The sequence below is a fragment of the Marnyiella aurantia genome, from assembly GCF_014041915.1.
Lineage (GTDB): Bacteria > Bacteroidota > Bacteroidia > Flavobacteriales > Weeksellaceae > Marnyiella > Marnyiella aurantia.
The window spans coordinates 2,280,202-2,301,116 of record NZ_CP059472.1 but is presented as its reverse complement, the minus strand read 5'-3'; the positions used below and the strand labels follow the sequence as shown (position 1 = coordinate 2,301,116).

Annotated in this window: 15 protein-coding genes; 9 read left to right on the top strand and 6 right to left on the bottom strand. The window is 43.8% G+C overall.

Features of this window, described 5'->3' with window-relative positions; genetic code table 11:
- Position 1: 1 nt before the first annotated feature.
- Both nosZ and H1R16_RS10680 read right to left on the bottom strand, forming a co-directional pair.
- Positions 2-1,999: a Sec-dependent nitrous-oxide reductase gene (gene nosZ, locus H1R16_RS10685; protein ID WP_181886562.1), complete on the bottom strand. Its 1,998-nt coding sequence runs from the start codon at positions 1,997-1,999 to the stop codon at positions 2-4.
- Positions 2,000-2,030: 31 nt separating this feature from the next.
- The gene (locus H1R16_RS10680) at positions 2,031-2,510 is read right to left on the bottom strand and encodes a c-type cytochrome (protein ID WP_181886563.1); all 480 of its coding nucleotides are present in this window, start codon (positions 2,508-2,510) and stop codon (positions 2,031-2,033) included.
- Between the two features lie 143 nt (positions 2,511-2,653).
- On the opposite strand from H1R16_RS10680, the gene H1R16_RS10675 reads away from it, so the two are divergent.
- The 3 genes from H1R16_RS10675 (at position 2,654) to dnaK (ending at position 5,504) form a co-directional block, all read left to right on the top strand.
- Positions 2,654-3,040, top strand: coding sequence for a c-type cytochrome (locus tag H1R16_RS10675; RefSeq protein WP_181886564.1), 387 nt, complete (start codon positions 2,654-2,656; stop codon positions 3,038-3,040).
- Positions 3,041-3,073: 33 nt separating this feature from the next.
- A complete protein-coding gene (locus tag H1R16_RS10670) occupies positions 3,074-3,421 on the top strand; it encodes a hypothetical protein (protein ID WP_181886565.1) in 348 nt (115 codons plus the stop codon).
- Between the two features lie 184 nt (positions 3,422-3,605).
- Positions 3,606-5,504: a molecular chaperone DnaK gene (gene dnaK / locus H1R16_RS10665; protein WP_181886566.1), complete on the top strand. Its 1,899-nt coding sequence runs from the start codon at positions 3,606-3,608 to the stop codon at positions 5,502-5,504.
- 78 nt (positions 5,505-5,582) lie between these two features.
- Here the strand turns inward: dnaK and H1R16_RS10660 are convergent, their stop codons facing one another.
- Positions 5,583-5,975: an SRPBCC family protein gene (locus tag H1R16_RS10660; protein ID WP_181886567.1), complete on the bottom strand. Its 393-nt coding sequence runs from the start codon at positions 5,973-5,975 to the stop codon at positions 5,583-5,585.
- Positions 5,976-6,007: 32 nt separating this feature from the next.
- Here H1R16_RS10660 and H1R16_RS10655 point away from each other — a divergent pair, with 32 nt between their 5' ends.
- Complete coding sequence (locus tag H1R16_RS10655) at positions 6,008-6,616, top strand: NUDIX hydrolase (RefSeq protein ID WP_181886568.1); 609 nt, start codon at positions 6,008-6,010, stop codon at positions 6,614-6,616.
- Here H1R16_RS10655 and H1R16_RS10650 read toward each other — a convergent pair.
- Both H1R16_RS10650 and gldJ read right to left on the bottom strand, forming a co-directional pair.
- Positions 6,613-7,884 (bottom strand): UDP-N-acetylmuramoyl-tripeptide--D-alanyl-D-alanine ligase, encoded by a 1,272-nt coding sequence (locus H1R16_RS10650; protein WP_181886569.1) that lies wholly within the window; start codon positions 7,882-7,884, stop codon positions 6,613-6,615. The genes H1R16_RS10655 and H1R16_RS10650 overlap by 4 nt on opposite strands.
- 66 nt (positions 7,885-7,950) lie before the next feature.
- Positions 7,951-9,558, bottom strand: a complete 1,608-nt coding sequence (gene gldJ, locus H1R16_RS10645) for a gliding motility lipoprotein GldJ (RefSeq protein ID WP_181886570.1) — start codon at positions 9,556-9,558, stop codon at positions 7,951-7,953.
- A gap of 163 nt (positions 9,559-9,721) precedes the next feature.
- Between gldJ and porU the strand changes: the two genes are divergently transcribed.
- From porU to H1R16_RS10630, 3 genes are all read left to right on the top strand, one after another.
- Positions 9,722-13,594: a type IX secretion system sortase PorU gene (porU, locus tag H1R16_RS10640; protein ID WP_181886571.1), complete on the top strand. Its 3,873-nt coding sequence runs from the start codon at positions 9,722-9,724 to the stop codon at positions 13,592-13,594.
- Between the two features lie 44 nt (positions 13,595-13,638).
- The gene (porV, locus tag H1R16_RS10635; protein WP_181886572.1) at positions 13,639-14,808 is read left to right on the top strand and encodes a type IX secretion system outer membrane channel protein PorV; all 1,170 of its coding nucleotides are present in this window, start codon (positions 13,639-13,641) and stop codon (positions 14,806-14,808) included.
- A gap of 81 nt (positions 14,809-14,889) precedes the next feature.
- A complete protein-coding gene (locus H1R16_RS10630; RefSeq protein ID WP_181886573.1) occupies positions 14,890-17,142 on the top strand; it encodes an FUSC family protein in 2,253 nt (750 codons plus the stop codon).
- A gap of 19 nt (positions 17,143-17,161) precedes the next feature.
- On the opposite strand, the gene H1R16_RS10625 is transcribed toward H1R16_RS10630, so the two are convergent.
- Positions 17,162-17,821, bottom strand: a complete 660-nt coding sequence (locus H1R16_RS10625; RefSeq protein ID WP_181886574.1) for a 4'-phosphopantetheinyl transferase family protein — start codon at positions 17,819-17,821, stop codon at positions 17,162-17,164.
- A gap of 52 nt (positions 17,822-17,873) precedes the next feature.
- Here H1R16_RS10625 and ahcY point away from each other — a divergent pair, with 52 nt between their 5' ends.
- Positions 17,874-19,187, top strand: a complete 1,314-nt coding sequence (gene ahcY, locus H1R16_RS10620) for an adenosylhomocysteinase (RefSeq protein ID WP_181886575.1) — start codon at positions 17,874-17,876, stop codon at positions 19,185-19,187.
- A 236-nt stretch (positions 19,188-19,423) separates the two neighbouring features.
- Positions 19,424-20,815, top strand: a complete 1,392-nt coding sequence (locus H1R16_RS10615) for a BspA family leucine-rich repeat surface protein (protein ID WP_181886576.1) — start codon at positions 19,424-19,426, stop codon at positions 20,813-20,815.
- The last annotated feature ends 100 nt before the right edge of the window (positions 20,816-20,915 follow it).

Genomic DNA, 20,915 nt, shown 5'->3' with positions numbered 1-20,915 from the left:
ATTATTTGGTTTCTCCGGCTTTCACGGGGCTTTGTGCATTGTCTTTCTTATTGTTCAGGGAGTAAATGAGAGGTGTATTACTGCCTGCCGGCGACACCCGTACATATCCCTGCATTTCCTGATGCAGCGCACTGCAGAAGTCGGTACAGTACATTGGGTACATTCCCGGTTTCTTCGGAATCCATTTCAGCGTGCAGGTTTCCCCGGGCATTATGAGCAGTTCAGCATTTTCGGCGCCTTTAATGGCGAATCCATGCGGAATGTCCCAGTCCTGTTCCAGGTTTGTGACATGAAATAAGACTTCATCACCCACTCTTATTCCTTCTATATTGTCCGGTGCAAAGTGCGAGCGGATAGACGTCATATATACATGCACTTTATTTCCTTCCCGAACTACTTTACTTTCGGCCTCACCTTTGGTGGCATACGGATGCTTATTGTCCTCGATGCGGAAGAATTTCACCTGATCTTTCAACATTTCAGCGGGTAAAGCCTGCGCGTAATGGGGTTCACCAAATGTTGGGTAATCCAGCAGGAGTTTCATCTTGTCACCACTAATGTCATAAAGCTGCGCGGACTGAGCTAACTCCGGACCTGTGGGCAGGTAACGGTCTTTCGTAATCTTGTTGTAAGCTACCAGATATTTTCCGAACGGTTTGGCAGAATCGCCGCCAGGGATCATTAAGTGTCCAACAGAATAGAAAGTTGGCTGTCTGTCCAGTACTTTAAGGTCTTTTATGTTCCATTTCACCACCTCAGAGGAAACGAACATGGAAGTGTAAGCATTTCCTTTGCCGTCAAACTCGGTATGCAATGGTCCAAGACCCGGTTTCTGAACTTCGCCGTGCAGTGCCGCTTCGTACTTGATCACCTTGACACCGTCAAACTCACCTGCAAAATTCTTGTCAGCAATAGCTTTAATCATCTTGTCGAAGCTGAATACCGGAATCAGTGCTGCCAGTTTTCCGGAACCTACGATATACTCCCCTGTAGGATCAATATCGCAGCCGTGTGGCGATTTTGGACATGGAATCATAAACATGGCGTCCTTCATATCTTCCACAGACAGTACAATTACTTCCTTTTTCATTGTAGATGTTGCTGTATGTGTGCTTTCATCAAATTTATTGTGGGCATACTCTGTTACCACCTTGCGTCCTTTTCCGGCTTTCACCAGTTCAGCGGCTTTTTTCCAGTTTACAGCCATAATGAAATCCTTATCATTCTGCGATGCATTAACCTCAAGAAGCGTGTTTGCTTTTTCAGAATTATAGCAGGAGAAGAAGAACCAGTCGCCCGATTTTTTCTTACCGGCATGAGAAAGGTCAAAGTTAATCCCCGGTGCCTCAATCTGAAAGGAAAGATCCATATCGCCACTTTGCTTGTCGATGCCGATAAAGGAAAGCACCCCCTTAAAGTTTGATTTAAATGACTCAATAGGAACATCGCCGTTTTCATCGTCCATCGGAACAGCGAAACGGGTTCCGGCAACTACATATTCCGTATTCTCTGTTAGAAAGGGTGAGGAGTGATTACCGGCCGAATTCGGGATTTCGAGAATTTCTACCGTCTTAAACGTTTTCAGATCCAGCCTTGCCACACGCGGTGTATTGTTGGCATTGGCAAAAAGCCAGCGTCCGTCCACCTCACCGTTAGTTTGCGACAGCGACAGGTGGTGCTGGTCATCCCATGGAATAAAGCCGTGAGAAGTCTGCAGCATCGGTTTTGTTTCTTCACTGTAGCCGTAACCGTTTTCAGGATTAACCGAGAATACGGGGAGCACTTTCAGGAGTCTCCCGCTCGGCAGGCCATACACATTAACCTGTCCGTTGAAGCCGCCGCTCACAAAATTGTAGAACTCGTCATATTTGCCCGGTGCTACATATACTCTCTCGGCTGCATCGCCTGTTACAGCGGTTTCCGTGCCTTTTGGTTTACATCCTGAAAGGAGAAGTAAAGCCATTACGGATCCGAGTCCAAAAAATTTAAGACTTTTCATTATTGATAATTGAAGGGGTTTCCTTATAAAATTATTTCGCGCCGTCGATTTCGCGCATGTACTCCAGAATCTGTCTGGCTTCATTGTCTGCCAATCCCTGGTTAGGCATTCTTACCAGACAAAGCTCCAACTGTTTTTGAAGTTCAGGATCTACATCGATCATAGGATCCGGGTTGGATATGAAGTTCATGATCCATTCAGGAGTTTGTCTTTGCGTAACCCCTTTCCAGCCAGGACCTACAAGTTTTTCCTCGGTGGGCTTATGGCAGGAGGTGCATTTCACTTCCGCCAGTTTGCGGCCTTCTGCAGCCATTGCCGGGTCGAAAGTGCTAACATCAACATTCTCATGTTTACCAATACCCCTTTTGGGATCATAGGCATTTGCGGTGGAAGTCTCGGAGGTTGCAGTTTCCGTGGACGCCGCAGGTACGGAATCTGTTTTCTTGTCGCCGCCGCAGGATAGTAAGCTTAAAGTCAGACAGGCCGCAGCGATTGAGTGAATAGTTTTCATGTTTGAATTATTTATACCCAAATGTAGCCACATCTGCCCGATTAAGAATATGATTACAGTCATATGGTTTGTATGACATTTATCGCCAAATTTGACCTCTCAAACCCAGAGTTATTGAATAATTTTGATAAAAAATTTGCATAATGAAAAAGTATATCATCGTATTTGCAGCGCTTGCATTAGCGGCCTGTTCCAAGAAACCCATAAACACCGAGGCAGAAAGCAACGTGATGCTGGATGAGCCGGTAATTAAGACTGTAGATTCTGCTTCTGCCGGCAAACACCCTGGTCTGGCCCTGATCGAGGGCGCGGACTGCCTTACATGTCACAAAGAAGACGCCCGCCTGGTGGGACCTTCCTATCAGGAAGTAGCCGACAAATATACCGATGGTGATCTGGATATGCTGGCCACTAAAATAATTGAGGGCGGAAAAGGCAACTGGGGCGAAATACCAATGACACCACACGCCGGTATGAGCCGTGAAAACGCTAAGAAAATGGTGGAATATATTTTGACGCTAAAAAAATAGTTCTAAACCCCTTTATTTTCCTAAACAGTCAAAATGAATAAAACCTTCCTTATCCTGGCGCTTTCGGCCACAATAACCGCCTCATGTTCCAAGACAGAAAAGCAAAATGCTGCAGATTCTGAAACTTCACTTGTGCAGGAAGCCCAGATCCTTAAATGCGAAAATGGGAGTACTCTTACAGCCATTTATTTTGCTGAAGGCGACATGGTGGCGGTAAGAATAAAAAAAGATCAGGAAGCTGAGCAAAAGCTTTCAGCCAAAGGAACCAATCCGAACGGCGATCCGTATTTCAGAAACAGTACTTATACATGGGAACTGCTGGAAGACGGCAAGGCCGGCCGCCTAACCCATAAAGGTGGTTCCAACTGCATCTACAGATAATACATAACTGTTATCTTATACGGGCACTTCCAACGGGAGGTGCTTTTTTGCAGGGGTTTCATCAGACAAACAGAAAGCCCAAATTAGGTAGACGCAAGCTTATGATGTCAATTTGTCACTATTTTTCTCTTGGTACAGATTTAGAGAAATTGACCACAAATTGTAAAAAATAAAAATAGATACTATGAGTAAAATAATTGGAATCGATTTAGGTACTACCAATTCCTGCGTAGCCGTAATGGAAGGAAAGGACGCGGTAGTAATCCCAAATGCTGAAGGTAAGAGAACTACACCTTCAATTGTTGCCTTCACAGAAGATGGCGAAAGAAAAGTAGGTGATCCTGCAAAAAGACAGGCCGTAACCAATCCGGAAAAAACTGTTTACTCCATAAAAAGATTTATCGGAACACATTTCAAGGACGATGCAAGCGAGATTAACAGAGTTCCTTATAAAGTTGTATCCGGTCCTAATGATACTGTAAAGGTAAAGATTGACGACAGAGAATATACGCCTCAGGAAATTTCAGCGATGACACTTCAGAAAATGAAGAAAACTGCTGAAGACTATTTGGGTCAGGAAGTGACCCGTGCGGTAATTACTGTACCTGCTTACTTTAACGATGCCCAGAGACAGGCTACAAAAGAGGCCGGTGAAATCGCAGGTCTTACTGTTGAAAGAATCATCAACGAGCCTACCGCTGCTGCTCTTGCCTACGGTATGGACAAAGCGCATAAGGACCAGAAAATCGCAGTTTACGATTTAGGTGGTGGTACGTTTGACGTTTCTATCCTTGACCTTGGCGACGGTGTATTTGAAGTGCTTTCTACAAACGGTGACACGCACTTAGGTGGTGATGATTTTGATGATGTGATCATCAACTGGATGGCAGATGAGTTTAAAGCAGAAGAAGGTGTAGACCTAAAATCTGACGCAATCGCTTTGCAGAGGCTGAAAGAAGCGGCTGAAAAGGCGAAGATTGAACTTTCATCTTCCACACAGACTGAAATCAACCTTCCATATATCACTGCTACAGCTACAGGTCCAAAGCACATGGTAAAAACACTTACCAAGGCTAAATTTGAGCAACTTTCCGCTGATTTGGTAAGACGTTCCATGGAGCCTTGTAAAAAAGCTTTATCTGATGCAGGACTTTCAATCTCCGATATCGACGAGGTAATACTGGTTGGAGGTTCTACAAGAATCCCGATCATTCAGGAAGAAGTTGAGAAGTTCTTCGGTAAGAAGCCTTCTAAGGGTGTAAACCCGGATGAGGTTGTTGCCATTGGAGCAGCTATTCAGGGTGGTGTACTTACAGGTGATGTGAAAGACGTACTTCTTCTGGATGTAACCCCGCTTTCACTAGGGATTGAAACTATGGGTTCTGTGTTCACCAAGCTTATTGATGCCAACACAACCATTCCTACCAAGAAATCTGAGACTTTCTCTACAGCAAGCGATAACCAGCCTGCAGTATCCATCAGAGTTGGTCAGGGTGAAAGACCGATGTTCAACGACAATAAAGAGATCGGAAGATTCGACCTTACCGATATTCCACCGGCACCAAGAGGTGTACCACAGATCGAAGTAACATTTGACATTGATGCCAACGGTATTCTACATGTATCTGCAAAAGATAAAGGAACCGGAAAAGAGCAGTCTATCAAGATTCAGGCAAGTTCAGGTCTTTCCGAAGAGGAAATTGCAAGAATGAAGCGTGAAGCTGAAGAAAATGCTTCTTCTGACGCGAAGAAAAAAGAAGAGGTAGAAGTACTGAACAAAGCTGACGGACTGATCTTCCAGACTGAGAAGCAACTGAAGGATTTTGGTGATAAACTTTCTGCTGATAAGAAAGCAGCCATAGAATCTGCAGCAGCAGAGCTAAAAACAGCTTTCGACGCTAAAGACATGGAAAGCATCAAAACTAAAACTGAAGCTTTGGATGCAGCCTGGATGGCCGCTTCAGAGGAAATGTACGCTGCAGGACAGCAGGGACAGCCAGGTGCCGAGCAGGCTCAGAATAACGCTGCCGGAAACGGAGGTGCTGACGATGTTCAGGATGCCGATTTCGAAGAGGTGAAGTAATCATTCCACATCATTATACAACTGTCCCCGGGCTTGCGCCCGGGGACAGTTTTTTTTTATTCAGAAAAATAATTATTATTAAGCGTACATCGTCTCTATCTTGTCTGTAAGTGCATTCATAAAGTTCTGAAGCGGCTTTTCCACCATCATCTTGATGAACGGATTAAACTTCCCCTCAAAAAACATCTGAACCTCAGTCTGATTTTCGGATACCGCATTCATATTCGTAGTTAGTTCAAAATCCATACTGGAACTTGCAGAACGCAAAACTGCTTTCTGCTCGGTAACCTCACCAAGTTTTAGGGCGATCTCAGGCATTCCTTTCAGTGAGAATTTAAACCCGTCGGCAATCGCATCAAACTTCTGAAGACCTTCCGGCATCAGCTGTTTGTAATTTTCAGGATCCTTAAGCAAATCCATTATTTCAGATACCGGTTTATTAAGCAATATTTTTCGTCCTTCTAAATTCATTTTTCTATTTTTGTAAGATTAAAGTCTTGCAAATGTATAAAGTTTTTGTTAACGAAAAAAAATTAACAATAAGTAAGTATCCTGAGGATATTGAAAAAAACCTGCGCTACGAAGGCTTTGCAACTCTTGAGATCGCAGTGGACCTGCTGCAGAACACCTCCTGTCCGGAACTTAATGTGTACGGTGACAATATAGAGGAACTCTGGGAAGATTTCACCCATATGTTTCACGTAATTGAAGCGGCTGGCGGAATAGTAACCAATCCCAACAAAGAAATCCTGTTCATTAAAAGACTCAGTAAATGGGACCTCCCCAAAGGTAAGGTGGAGAAAGGCGAATCCCTGGAACAGGCCGCCTTGCGTGAAGTGGAAGAAGAGACAGGTTTAAGGGAACTGATCCTGGAAAATTTTATCAATAATACATTCCATATCTATACCGAAAGAAATGGCGACCGCGTACTGAAGACCACTTACTGGTTCAAGATGAGCTACGTAGGCAGCGGTACAGCCACACCTCAACTGGAGGAAGGCATTACGGAAGTAGACTGGAAAAGCGATTCCCGCATACGGCAGGAAGTTTTTCCGGCCACCTTCCACAATATCAGGATGATCCTGAACGAAGTTTGGGAGAAAAACCTCTAGAGATATTCCAGCACCTTTTCAAGTCCGATTCCCCGGGACGCCTTTAGTAATATATTTTTGGATGTAACCGGATTTTCTTTTAGATAATCAGTAAGCTCCGCTGTAGTGGTAAAGGACAGAGAAGATCTTCCCGCAGCTTCAAACTGATCACCTACTGTAATGGTTTGGTCAAAATCCATATCTAAGGCCATTTTTAGGATTGCTGTATGCTCAGCCAGACTCTCGGGACCAAGTTCCCGCATATCACCGATGATAACCGTTTTGGAGCCTTTAAATGTATTAAAATTCTGAAGTGAGCCCGCCATGGAACTGGGATTTGCATTATAAGTGTCCAAAACCAGCGTTATACCGTTTTTTACCATTACCTGGGAACGCATATTGGTGGGCTGATAACCTTCAATTGCCTCCTTAATTTCCTGTGGCTGTAGACCAAAATGTAAACCTAAGGTGGTTGCTGCACTTAGATTGGAGAAGTTGAAGGCCCCGGTCAGCTGGCTGATTACTTCAGTGTTGCCGAAACTGAGCCCCACGAAATTACCTTTATTAATACTGGCAAAATGATAATCAGCGTCCTCTGTTCCAAATGAAACAACAGGTTCGTATCCGGTGGTCTTTTGCACCTGTAACGGATCTTCCCCGTTTACAATAATGGTCCGCTTGTTTTCCTTCAGGTAGGTATATAATTCGGATTTACCGGCAATCACGCCTTCGAAACCACCAAACCCTTCCAGATGGGCTTTACCGAAATTGGTTATATAACCGTAATCAGGCTGAGCAATTGAGCAGAGAAATTCTATCTCCTTCTGATGATTTGCGCCCATTTCAATGACCGCAATTTCGTGTTCGGGCTTCACGGACATTATTGTTAACGGCACACCGATATGATTATTCAGATTTCCGTGGGTATACAGTACATTAAACCTTTTTGAAAGTACAGCTGCTATAAGTTCCTTGGTCGTAGTTTTACCGTTACTTCCCGTGAGTCCTATTACGGGTATTTTCAGGTTGTCCCTGTGCAGACGCGCGAGGTCCTGCATGAACTGCAGAGTAGAGGGTACGTAAAAAATGTTTTTTGTAGAATCTTCAAATTCCTTCCGTTCCACTATCACGGCTAAAGCTCCTTTGTCCGTCGCATCCCCAGCCAACTCGGCAGCATTGAAATTTTCTCCGGAGAAAGCAAAGAAAATGTCACCTGGTGCTATGGTCCGGGAGTCTATTGAAACTTTAGTGCACTGCTGCAGATAGGGATAGAAAAGTTCTGGATTCATGGGGTCAAAAATAAATAAATCCTCCCGTTAAACGGAAGGATTTATTAGTATTTATTAAATCTGTTGTTATCTTCTGGATCTGTTGTTCATTGAACCTCTGGCATCCTGAGCTACACGGAAACCAATCCAACCGTAACCGCCGCTTTGGCTCTTGAACCTTCTCTGACCCGGATCCAGCCAATAAGCTGTATCCTGCCATGAACCTCCTTTTACCACTCTGATCTCGTTAGTAATCGCTGATGTTCTGGCTTGAGAATCCTTCTGCACAACCACTCTACCGCTTCCATCTACGAAGAAATTTTTACGTGGTGCGTTGTACATGTTGAAATTCGCATTACCTGCACTGTCAGTATCACCGGCTCTGAAGTTCAGTGAGGACTGTCTGTCGCCATCTCTGAAGTTGCTGTAGTTAGCAATCTCTTCTCTCTGGAACTGACCTGGCAGATTTTTATAAAGAAGTCTTCCATCAGCCAGCGTATCGTACTGGATGCTTCCATCGTCTACACGGGCGTAAGTGCCGTCTCCATTTCTAAGAATCCTTTGAGGCGCATTACCTCTATAGTAATTAAAGTCATTATACTCGGAATCAATAACAGGACGGTATACATCGGCAGTCCATTCAGCTACGTTACCGAACATACCATACAGTCCGAGGTCGTTAGCCGGGTATTTCTTAACGTCAGCCGTTCTTGCAGAACCGTCATTTTCCCATCCCGGTACACCGGAGTAATCACCGGCACCGTATTTGAAGTTTTCCAGGAACATACCTTCAGTGCGGCCTTTCTGTCCTCTCAAACGTTCAATTTCAGGAGTTTTTCCAAGTACATTGTTATACTCTCTGTTTTTCATCGTACCCAACGCTGCAAATTCCCACTCAACTTCTGTTGGAAGTCTGAATTTCTGAACCATTGCTGCGCCAGGAGACCTGTTAGCAGCCAGAATCCGTTGGTTTGTAGTTCTCATACCGGATTTCTGAGCCAGTCTCTGCTCGTTGATGTATGCTTCCATATCCGGATCGTTCGCCTTGAACTTATCCATATTGAAGGCAGATCCACCCACGTTATTCGATTCGTTAATATAAAGATCCTTAGCTATGATACCGGCATCCATCAAGGCCTTTTCATTTGCCCTGTCGGTAAGCCATTCGGTATATTTGTTAGCTTGGCTCCAGCTTACGCCTACTACAGGATAGTAGTCATATTCCGGAGATCTAAAATAGGTTTCAGAATAATCATTCCTTGAAAGTTCGTTGTCCCAAAGAAGAGTATCCGGTAAAGCTCCGGTATAGATTTCTCTGAAGCTTGGGTCAGACGGAGGGAAAACGTACTTCAACCATGTTAAATATTCACGGTATTCATAGTTTGTGATTTCAGTTTCACCAAGAAAGAATGAACTTACCTGCATTCTGCGAGGTGTGTTATTCCAGTCATGCATTACATCATCTTTCACTAATCCCATTGTAAAAGTTCCGCCCTCCACATATACCATTCCTGGCCATCCTTTCAGTTTTTGCTGCTTGCCTGCGTAGAACCAACCTTTGTTATCGTTGGGTTTCCAACCGGTTTTAGAAACGAAACTCTTGGTTCCGCCACCTTTACCGGATCCCCCTCCACAACTGGTCAGGACGAAAGCTGAACTTAATGCAATTAATGAAAACAACTTTAGTTTTTTCATAGTCGGTATAAATATTTTCAAAGTACAAAGAAATAATAATTTTATTAATTAATCAAGTAATGTTTTGATTTTTTTGAAACGAAAGCAATTTTATTTTATTGTATCGCAGGATTTTTTTAAAAATTTCGTTTAATTTGTATTCTTGAAAATTAATTCAAAAATAATGAAACGCAACCTCTCCTTTCTGTTTATCTTCCTCTTCACGGCCTGCTTTTTTTCGCAGAAAATCTCCATCAATTGGGAAGGATCCAAAATCCGCGATTTCGGTGAGGTAAAACTGAATTTACCTTCCTTCAGCAACCCCGGCTTTTCATTTGACCAAAATAATATTTTTATCAATATAAAACACAGTGCGGGCGAAAAAGATTTAAAAATCTCCGGACTGCAGTGGGAAACCATCACTGCCCGGGACCTGTACGACCTTCAGAAAGACCAAATCATCCCCTTCGAAATTAAAGATGTGGCTTACACTACACAAAAAGGTATAAGAACAGCTCATATTAATGTTTCACTTTTTAAATCTGAAAACGGACGCATCCTTCGACTTTCCTCATTTAATATCGAAGAAACAGCAAAGCAGAATTTCAGCACCCAAAAAGTGGGTACTACCAACAATCCTTTAAATACCGGCAATTTCTATAAGATAAAGGTGGATAAGTCCGGCATATTTAAAATTACCAAAGAATTTCTGCAGGCCAATGGTCTTAATCCGGCAAACATTAATCCGAAAAATTTCAGAATTTACGGTAACGGCGGAATAATGCTGTCAGAATTTAATCAGGATACCAAATACGATGCACTGCAGGAAAATGCAATACAGGTGGTAGGCGAAGAAGATGGTGTATGGAACGACGGAGATTACGCGCTTTTCTATGCGCAGGGACCGAACGGTTACAATCTTTATGACCCGGCAAACGGCAACGGTTATAAACGGACAGATACCCGCACAGACAGAAGTAACAACCTTAAAAATTTATATGATGACTTCTCCTATTACTTTATCAATTTTGACAAAGGGCCGGGTAAACGTGTGCAAAATGCGGACGCCGCACTAACCGCAAACCCGATTACACGGTATGATGACTACCAGGTGATAAATGATGATGAGAAAAACCTGCTTAAGCTCGGTAAAATATGGGTGGATGAACAAAGTTTCACCTCGCCTCAAACCTATACAATTACCACTAAATCTCCTGCACAGCCCGGGGACATCATAACCTACCGCACCCAGGTGGTGGCTTACAAATCCCAGGGCAACACCCTGGCTTTCAACATCAATAACCAGAACAGTTCCGTACAGAGTGCCGCACCCGGAGGCCTGGACTTTGTACAGATGAGATTTCAGGGTACGCTGAACAATATTTCCGGAAACACATTTAACTTTAACTTCACCCCCAATATATCTGCAAATCCTAACGGAAGTTTTTATTTTGACTATCTGGAAATACAGTATAAGGAAAACCTGACCTTTAACGGCGGGCAAATGAATTTCCGCGATTTTTCACTTCAAAGCGGATCGGGCCAGGCTTACAGTTTTGCCATTAGCAATGCTTCAGGCGCAGAACAGGTTTGGGACGTTACCGATATCACTAATGCCTCCCGCCGCATCAACAAAAATGCAAACAGCAGTACATTCAGTTTTGGCTACATTGCCAACGACCCCAATTTCAACAATGAGTTTGTAGCGTTCCGCGCAGATGCTGCCTATTCCCCAACTTATGTAGGTAAGACAGATAACCAGAACCTGAGCGGCATGCAGAACATCGATTATCTGGTTTTAACCTCACCGGAAATGATGGCCCACGCCCAGCGTATGGCCAGCCACCACCAAACCCGAAATAATTTCACCACAGCGGTTGTCGATATTAATAAGATATACAATGAATTCAGCAGCGGAAGGAAAGACCTTACGGCAATCCGCGACTTCGTGTCCCACCTTAACAGTCCTGCAGGAGCATTAAAGTATGTACTTCTTCTGGGAGATGCGACTTACGATTTCAAGAACAGGATCCCGAACAATTTCAACATCGTTCCGGCCTATCAAAGTGAGGAAAGCGGAAATTACGTAAGTTCCTTCGTGACTGACGACTATATAGGCATGACGGCGCCGCAAACGGCCACACACCTGCCAAGTATGCTGGCAGATGTACCTGTGGGAAGACTTCCTGCTGCAACCATTCAGGAAGCCAAGCTTTTGGTAGATAAAACCCTGGCCTATTACAATAACCTTCCCGGACAGTCTACTCCGTTTGGAATCTGGAGAATGAAGCTGGACTTTGTGGCAGATGATGATAAGGATGGAGGAACGCCCTTCCACACCATTATGGACGAAACATTAGTAGATATTTTTGAGGCAGCTACGGACAAACCGGAGTACAATGTCCGAAAACTGTATATGGATGCTTTCCCTGCTGTTAATACGGCGGGCGGACAGCGGTATCCGCAGGTGAATCAGGCCATAGCAAATGATGTGGGTAACAGCCTGTATATGTTCTATCTGGGTCATGGTGGGATAAATGGTTGGGCCCAGGAAAGAATCCTGACTTCCGATGAGATTGAAGACTTCAATAATTACTCAAACATTTACAGCCGTTTTCCGCTGGTCTCCACAATCACCTGCGAATTTACACTTTGGGACGAGCCCGGAACTTTTTCGGCCGGTGAACAATTCATGAAACTGCCAACCGGTGGCGCTGCAACTATGATTACTTCCAGCCGTGCCATCGATGTAAATTATGGTGTTCTGTTTACGGATACTTTTACAAAAAACATATTCGAACTTAACGGAGAAGGCTTTGACACTCTTGGCAACTCATTCCTGCAGGCAAAATTTGAGTTTGGAGGAAATCCAAATCACCTGAAGGTTAATTTCCTCGGTGATCCCGCCATGAAACTCAGCCGACCAAGAAAATTGCTGGCTATAGATAATGTAGAAACTCCTGTACCGGGGCAGATCCGTGCACTGGATTTTGTGAAGATTACAGGCCACATCAACAATCCTAACGGCACCCTCAATACCAACTTTAACGGAAGGGTTGTCATTAACATCTACGACAAGCGGCTTAACAAGACCACCTTGAATAATGACGGAAGCCTTACGCCGATACTTACCTATAGCGAAGAAGGCAGCCCGATTGTAAAAGCATCAGGAACAGCAGTGAACGGCCTCTTTACTGTGGAGTTTTACGTTCCTAATGACATTAACTACACAATGGGAACCGGACGTATCCTGGCCTATGCTGATAATAAAGTAGAAGATGTATTCATCAACCAGCCGGTCCAGATTGGCGGCATTAATCCAAACGGAATAAACGACAGTGAGCCACCAAAGGTGAAACTCTATATGAACAACACCAATTTTGCGGATGGAGGCATTACTGACCAAAACCCTATGCTGCTGGCCTGTATAACCGATGATACAGGAATCAATTCCACCGGTGCAGGCGTAGGTCACGACATCGTAACCTATCTGGACGGCCAAATTATAAATACGGTAGTTCTGAATGATTTCTTCTCCAGTGGTGATGGTAACGGCTGCGTAAACCCCGGTCTGGCAGATTATCAGAAAGGTAATGTCACTTACCCTTTCAGAAACCTGACTCCAGGCGAACACACGCTTACGTTCAAGGTTTGGGACATCAACAATAATTCAACAACCGAAACGTTACGCTTTATAGTAAAGGATGAGACCAACCAAAATCTGGTCATCAACAGACCACTGAACTGGCCGAATCCCTTCACCAATAAAACATATATTCATTTCGAGCATAACTGCGACGATATTTTGGACGTAAATGTGCAGATATACACCATTACCGGAAAACTGGTCCGCACGCTTAGCCAACCTGTTGTTGCTGAGCCGTTCCTGCAGGGATTCCGGACTCCAAGACAGGCAATTGAATGGGACGGACTTGATGATTATGGTGATGCTGTAGGTAAGGGCACCTACATATTTAAGATCTTCGCGCGCAGCCAAAATCAGGAAAAATGCAAAGGAGGAGCTACAGCGGTAGAAAAAATGGTATTATTGAGATAAAAACATCAAAATAATTTATATATTTGGAAATTAAATATAACTATATGGATTTTACAAAAAGACTTCTTTTAGGTTTAGGTTTAGGTGCAAGCATCACTGCTTTTGCACAGGATTTAAGTAAAATCAGGCCGGTTCTTACCGGTGCGCCTTTCCTGAGAGTTGCTCCAGATGCACGTTCCGGAGGTATGGGTGACCAAGGTGTTGCCACCTCTCCTGATGTCTATTCTCAGTTCTGGAACGCGGCAAAATATCCTTTCTCAAGAAATTTATCGGGAGTGGGTGTTAATTACACACCTTATATGGGAAAACTGACCAATGATGTTTTCCTGCTCTACGGTTCTTATTACCGTTTTGTTGGTGAAGAGGAAAGATCCACCATTGGTGCAAGTATCTATTATTTCAATATGGGTGAGGTAAACCTTACTAGGCTGGTAGATAACAACGCTGTTGCCGACGAAGGAACAGCTAAACCAAATGAATTTGCCATTGACGTATCCTACGCCCTGAGACTTGCAGATTCGTTCTCCGCGGCTGTTACCGGTAGATTTATTCGTTCCGACCTCTCCGGCGGATTCAACACAGACACGACACTGAAGCCTGCAAACTCGTTTGCGGTAGATATTTCTGGCTATTACACTACACCTCGTTTCTCCGGTCTTGGAGGAATGGATAATAAAGTCAATGCAGGTTTTGCCATCCAGAATTTAGGCCCTAAACTTGATTATACAGGTGACGAGGATTCCAGGACTTATCTTCCTACTATCGCAAGATTTGGTGCGGGTTACGATGTATACATTGATGATGTAAACCGGGTTGGAATCAGCGCGGAAGCTTCTAAACTTTTAGTGCCGGGTGCAGAGATTACAAGAATAGATCCACTTACCCAGCAACCCGTATATGAGGTTCCTAACGTAGGTGTGATGGAAGGCATTGGAAAATCTTTTAACAACCCAAAAAGCTTAATGTTGTCGGGGGCGCTGGAATATGCCTATGATAATGCATTCTTTGTTCGAGGTGGGTATTTCCACGAGAGCGAAGAGCAGGGAGCAAGACAGTTTGCAACCGCGGGTATCGGTCTTAAATATAACGCCTTTGCGCTGGATGTTTCCTATCTGATTAATATGTCCAAGCTCAATTCGGCGCTGGACAATACACTAAGGTTTGGTCTTACCTGGAATATTGGTGATGAAACAATGAATGCAACGGATTATTAATCCAGTACATATCACTCTATAAAGACCTCCCAGTGAGGTCTTTTTTTTGATCAAACTGCCAGCCCGGCACCTACCCAATTCATGAGTTACGCATCCGATCTCCGAAAATTTATTAGCAGTCAATATCTTTACTCCGCAGTAAGGATCGCCCTTGCTATTGTAATACCCAGCATTGTACTGGCTTATTTCGGTTTACTTAAGGAGTACTTCCTCTTTCCGCTGGGCACCAGTTTCGTAGGACTTACAGATATGGCCGGGCCATTTACCCGCCGGCGCAACGCGCTCGTACTGGCCATTTTCACCTTTATTCTTGTGGCTGTTCTGGGAAGCGCTGTTCACGGAATACTGCCATTAGCTTATCTGGGACTCATCCTTGTCGGAATGTTCTTCTCAATGGTCGGCGTTTACGGACAAAGACTTGCCGCTGTGGGTGGACTCACCATGGTGGTGTTCTCCATTTTTATAGACGGTAACCTTTCCGGCGGGCATGCACTGCGGGATTTACTTATTTTCACGGGTGGCTGTGTTTGGTTCCTGGTTGTTTTCCTGGTGGTATCAACCCTTCAACCTTATAAACTGGCGAGCCAGATGATAGGTGAGAATTACCTGCAGTTGGGCGTATACCTGAAAATCAAATCAAGATTCTACGGAAAGGGAGCAAGGGTGGATGATCTGTACCGTGAAGTCATTGCAAGGCAGGTCATTATAAAAAACCTGCAGGAAGAAACCCGCGAGGTAGTCTTCAAGACACGGATCATTGTAAATGAAAGTACGACAACAAGCCGCCTGCTGATGCTGATGTTTCTGAACTCTGTGGACCTGTTTGACAAATTATTCACGTCCGATCAGGACTACAGGAAAATCCATGAGGGCTTCGGTAATGCCGAAATCCTTCAGGAAATCCAGTCCTATCTGCTTTTGTTATCCGAAGAAATATCCAACATCGGAATTTCGCTGCAAAGCGGTGTGAAGAGCAAGCCCATACATCCGTTTAAAGATAAACTTGCTGATCTTCATGAGAACTATTTTGACCTCAGAAACAGGAATCTGAACGCCACCACACTGGAGAATTTCATGGCATTACGGCTTATCCTGGCTCGGGTAAAGGATATCACCGATGATATTTCAATTATCTACAAAGTATTTACCCAGGACCTTAGAAATGCCAAAAGTCTTTCCACCGGGTTGGATTTTGACAAGTTTGTGCCACAACAGGAGCGCCTGAATATCGGAGTTCTCCTGAACAATCTTTCCTTTAAATCTGCTCATTTCAGACATGCAGTACGTATTACATGTGCACTTTTAGCAGGTTATACAATCGCGAAGCTCAGTTTTCTGGATATTGGGCATTCCTACTGGATCCTGATTACCATCATTGCCATTATGAGGCCCGCGTACAGTACAACAAAGTACCGGAACCTACTGCGTCTGTACGGCACGGTGGCAGGAGCCGTGGTGGCTTATATAACTCTTATTTGGATAACGGATGAGGTTGTACTTCTAAGCCTGCTTTTCACCTCAATGATCCTGTGCTTTGCCCTTTTAAAAGAGAAATATGCCTGGGCCGTGTTCTTCATGACCCTCTACATTTTCATCACCTTTAATTTCCTGAATCCGGGAAATGTAAACTTACTGTTTAAGGACCGGATTCTTGATACACTCATAGCGGGACTCATCGCTTTTTTGGTCTCCTACTTCGTTCTGCCTGTTTGGGAACATACCCAGAATGTGGACCTGATGAAGAAATCCACAGCAGCAAATATCCGCTACTTCCAGACGGTCATCAACAAAATCCGGCAAGTGGGTGAGGTAAATGAGGAAAACTACCGCCTGCAGCGCAAGGAAGCCATCATCAGCCTGGCTAATCTTTCCGATAATTTTCAGCGTATGCTTTCGGATCCAAAAAACCGTCAAAAGCAGCTGGAAAGCCTTCATCAGTTTGTTACCACCACCCACCTGCTTACAGCCTATACAGCATCATTGGCACAATACAACAGTACCGAAGACGGTTTTCCGGAGATCGATACTGAAAGCTGGAACCTGAAGATTACCGGCGAACTTACACGTATAATTTCATTGCTGAATAATGAAACACCGGATAATGAAAGTATCATCAACAGCCGAATGAAGCCTGAAGGCATTGTGGATGAGCTAATTGAAAAAAGAAAATCAGAGATTTCTGAAAACGAATTTTTTGACAACCGAGATCCTAACCGGCTGACACGCCTCACGGTACTGAGCAGCATTACTGAAATTCTGGAACTTATTTTCGATGTAGTGCTTGAACAGCGCAAGGTTACTGAGGAATACTGTAAACTTCAGGCGGAAAATTGATCCTGAGAACCAAGATCATTCAGAACGGGCTTGTATCCGGAATCCTGAAGTTAAGAGAATGATCCTCCTCCACCACTGCAAAATAATAATCTTCCATTTTGGTTACGCGTGCGGTGTAGGCATCTTCAAAATCCATATCAAATACCCGGCAGCATATCTCGGACAGAGCATTTAAGGAAAATTTTTCAACTTCGTAATGCTTCTTCAGTGACCAAAGTTTAGAAGGATGAAGTTTGTACAGTGCTTCCTTCACTGCCCAAATTACGGTCAGCAACTCCACTTCATTTTCAGTTTCCGTCCAGGAAAGCTCAGCTTCATTCAGGAATTTATGCTTTACCCTAACGATCTTGGGCTGGATGCGCTCCATATCTATCCCAACTCTTTTCTGCGAAATGGCAAGTGCAGCAAAAGGATATGAATGACTGATAGAGATAAAGGCATCCTTCGGAAAAAGATAGGGCTGGCCGATGGTTTTGTAAAGGATCTTATGGTCCGGTTTCAGCATTTTCAGCATCTGGCGGATCATCAGATATTCAATAAGTTTCTTTGGATGATAGTGCTCTACTTTGGCAAAATCTTCCGGATTAATCAGATCTGTGTGATCAAATACATCGTCTTCATTATATTTCCAAAATTGAATAGCGGCATTTTCGTCGGTAAGGTCCTGATAAAAAGGCATGTTTTGCGGTAAAGGAATTAGTTCGTAAATTTGCACAAATATTTTCAATAAGATGGAAACTACCACACAATACGTCCCTTATAAAGTTAAGGATATCTCATTAGCTGAATGGGGCAGAAAAGAAATAATGCTTGCCGAGGCTGAAATGCCGGGTCTTATGGCCATCCGCGAGGAGTATGGTCCAAGCCAGCCACTGAAAGGTGCAAGAATCGCGGGTTGTCTGCACATGACCATCCAGACTGCGGTTTTAATTGAAACTCTTGTTGCCCTGGGTGCCGATGTAACCTGGTCTTCATGTAATATATTCTCTACTCAGGATCACGCTGCTGCTGCAATCGCTGCCGCAGGAATCCCTGTTTATGCCTGGAAAGGAATGAACGAAGAGGAATTCGACTGGTGTATTGAGCAGACTTTATTCTTTGGCGAAGACAGAAAGCCTCTGAACATGATCCTTGATGACGGCGGCGACCTCACCAATATGGTTTTCGACCGTTATCCGGAACTGACGAAAGAGATCAAAGGTCTTTCTGAAGAAACCACCACAGGTGTACACCGTCTGTACGAAAGAATGGCCAACGGAACTCTTGTAATGCCGGCCATCAACGTAAATGACTCCGTTACAAAATCGAAATTCGACAATAAATACGGTTGCCGGGAATCTGCTGTAGATGCGGTAAGAAGAGCTACCGACGTGATGCTTGCAGGTAAAAGAGTAATCGTTTGCGGTTACGGTGATGTAGGTAAAGGTACAGCTGCCTCATTCAGAGGTGCAGGTTCTATTGTTACTGTAACTGAAATTGACCCGATCTGCGCGCTTCAGGCTGCGATGGAAGGTTATGAAGTGAAAAAACTGGACACCGTTATTGAAACGGCTGACATCATCATTACCACAACAGGTAACTTCAACATTGTACGAGGTGAACACTTCGCTAAAATGAAGGACAAGACCATCGTTTGTAATATCGGTCACTTCGACAATGAAATCGATATGGCCTGGCTGAACGAAAATTATGGTGATACCAAAAATGAGATCAAACCTCAGGTAGATCTTTACAATATTGACGGTAAAGACATCATTATCCTGGCAGAAGGCCGTTTGGTAAACCTTGGTTGCGCCACAGGACACCCAAGTTTTGTAATGTCCAACTCATTCTCCAACCAGACTTTGGCGCAGATCGAACTCTGGACCAATGCGTCCGCATACAAAAATGAAGTTTACACACTTCCAAAGCAACTGGATGAGAAAGTAGCTATGCTTCACCTGAAAAAAATTGGTGTTGAACTGGAAACTCTTTCCGAAGAGCAGGCAAAATACATCGGTGTAGAGGTCGCAGGACCATATAAGCCCGAGTATTACAGATACTAATCTGAATTTAAAATACATATCAAAAAAACTCCGGAATTCCGGAGTTTTTTTTATTACCGGGTCCCGCCCAATCCATCCCGTAGCGAATCAACAATTCTGCGCCATAAAACACCTTTGTGGGAAAAAGCATTTTCTGCGGGTAAGTCAAACGAAAATTTCACCCCGGTTTGCTTTCTTAAAAAATGCTGTCTAAACACTATATATTACTACATTTGAGATACAAATTGCGAAATACGATGAATTTTAGAAAATTACTTTTTACCCTCTGTCTGCTGGCATTTGGTTTTGTCATGGGACAGAATGAGTTTATAACGGTGTGGAAACCGGCTAATGCAAGCACCCAGAATATTGCCGGGAATATAGTGTCCACCAATACTCAAATTTGGTTTCCGGGAAAGGGAACAAATTTTAATGTGTACTGGGAGGAAATTGGTTTTCCGGCTCATAACGGAACCCTTAACGGCATCACATCCACGGCTCATTTCCAGATTGACTTTGGCACTCCGCTAAATCCCAATTCCGCTGCTGCAACTTACGAGGTTAAAGTATCCAACGGAAACGGCAGTTTTGATGCAGTAAAATTTTATGATCATACTTTCGTATCACCCAATATAGGCATACCTGTACTTATGTCTCCTTTAGGAGACTTCGAAAAAATACTTACGGTGACTCAATGGGGAAATATTAACTGGACGAGTATGGAGGCTGCATTTACCGATTGTTTCAATCTGAACGTCACCGCAACAGACATTCCCGATCTGACAGGCGTTGCCAGCACATCCCTCATGTTTCACAACTGTTTATCTTTACTGGCAAATCCGACAGTCAATCTTTGGAATACCTCCTCAGTAACAAACATGAGCTATATGTTTTCCCAGGCCGGAAATTTTAACCAGCCACTAAACAACTGGAATACTGCGATCGTTACCAATATGGACTGGATGTTTCATTATCTGACTCAGTTTAATCAGCCGCTTTCTAACTGGAATGTTTCTAACGTTACCTCAATGCTTCATATGTTCCATTTATGCACGGCATTTAATCAGGATTTGAGTAACTGGAATGTTACTGATGTACAGAATATGACCGATTTGTTTGCCGGTGCAACCTCCTTCAATCAGGATCTGGGAGACTGGAATCTGCAAAATTTAACAACTGCTAACAACATGTTGCTTAATACTGGTCTTTCATGTGCAAACTACGACCGAACCCTGTATGGCTGGAGTAACAACCCGAACACTGTAAATAACCTGTCTATTGGAAATGTTGCCCCGTTACAGTACAAAGATCCCCTCGCCATAGCCGCAAGGTCCCACTTAACAGGGGTGAAAGGATGGACAATCATGGGTGATCAGCCTGGTGGAGAATGCGAGTCCTTCCTGCGTACAAATGAAACACGGAATCCGGCATCTGTCCAGATCTACCCGGTTCCTGCGCAGGAGTACCTACATATCGTAACAGCGCATCGGATAGAAAAGATTAGCATTTTGGATACTTCAGGCCGTCTTGTATACAGTGCAGATCAAGATATCAGAAAAATTCCGGTTTCACACCTTTCTCCCGGCACCTATGTCATTATCATTGAGACTATATCCTCTAAAGTCACTAATAAATTTATAAAAAAATAAAGTATTGTTTGTGAACTCTGCATAATCGTAAACTGACGCACAGCAGATCATTTCTTCAGTAATTGATGATTGATTTTTCATTGTAACGAGCAATGTAACC

What these genes read in the sequence shown, in the direction of transcription:
- H1R16_RS10630 (WP_181886573.1), top strand. Translation starts at nt 14,890, where the DNA reads ATGAGTTACGCATCCGATCTCCGAAAATTTATTAGCAGTCAATATCTT.
- H1R16_RS10625 (WP_181886574.1), bottom strand. Translation starts at nt 17,821, where the DNA reads ATGCCTTTTTATCAGGACCTTACCGACGAAAATGCCGCTATTCAATTT.
- dnaK (WP_181886566.1), top strand. Translation starts at nt 3,606, where the DNA reads ATGAGTAAAATAATTGGAATCGATTTAGGTACTACCAATTCCTGCGTA.
- H1R16_RS10680 (WP_181886563.1), bottom strand. Translation starts at nt 2,510, where the DNA reads ATGAAAACTATTCACTCAATCGCTGCGGCCTGTCTGACTTTAAGCTTA.
- H1R16_RS10615 (WP_181886576.1), top strand. Translation starts at nt 19,424, where the DNA reads ATGAATTTTAGAAAATTACTTTTTACCCTCTGTCTGCTGGCATTTGGT.
- porV (WP_181886572.1), top strand. Translation starts at nt 13,639, where the DNA reads ATGGATTTTACAAAAAGACTTCTTTTAGGTTTAGGTTTAGGTGCAAGC.
- ahcY (WP_181886575.1), top strand. Translation starts at nt 17,874, where the DNA reads ATGGAAACTACCACACAATACGTCCCTTATAAAGTTAAGGATATCTCA.
- porU (WP_181886571.1), top strand. Translation starts at nt 9,722, where the DNA reads ATGAAACGCAACCTCTCCTTTCTGTTTATCTTCCTCTTCACGGCCTGC.
- nosZ (WP_181886562.1), bottom strand. Translation starts at nt 1,999, where the DNA reads ATGAAAAGTCTTAAATTTTTTGGACTCGGATCCGTAATGGCTTTACTT.
- H1R16_RS10655 (WP_181886568.1), top strand. Translation starts at nt 6,008, where the DNA reads ATGTATAAAGTTTTTGTTAACGAAAAAAAATTAACAATAAGTAAGTAT.
- H1R16_RS10670 (WP_181886565.1), top strand. Translation starts at nt 3,074, where the DNA reads ATGAATAAAACCTTCCTTATCCTGGCGCTTTCGGCCACAATAACCGCC.
- H1R16_RS10675 (WP_181886564.1), top strand. Translation starts at nt 2,654, where the DNA reads ATGAAAAAGTATATCATCGTATTTGCAGCGCTTGCATTAGCGGCCTGT.
- H1R16_RS10650 (WP_181886569.1), bottom strand. Translation starts at nt 7,884, where the DNA reads ATGAATCCAGAACTTTTCTATCCCTATCTGCAGCAGTGCACTAAAGTT.
- H1R16_RS10660 (WP_181886567.1), bottom strand. Translation starts at nt 5,975, where the DNA reads ATGAATTTAGAAGGACGAAAAATATTGCTTAATAAACCGGTATCTGAA.
- gldJ (WP_181886570.1), bottom strand. Translation starts at nt 9,558, where the DNA reads ATGAAAAAACTAAAGTTGTTTTCATTAATTGCATTAAGTTCAGCTTTC.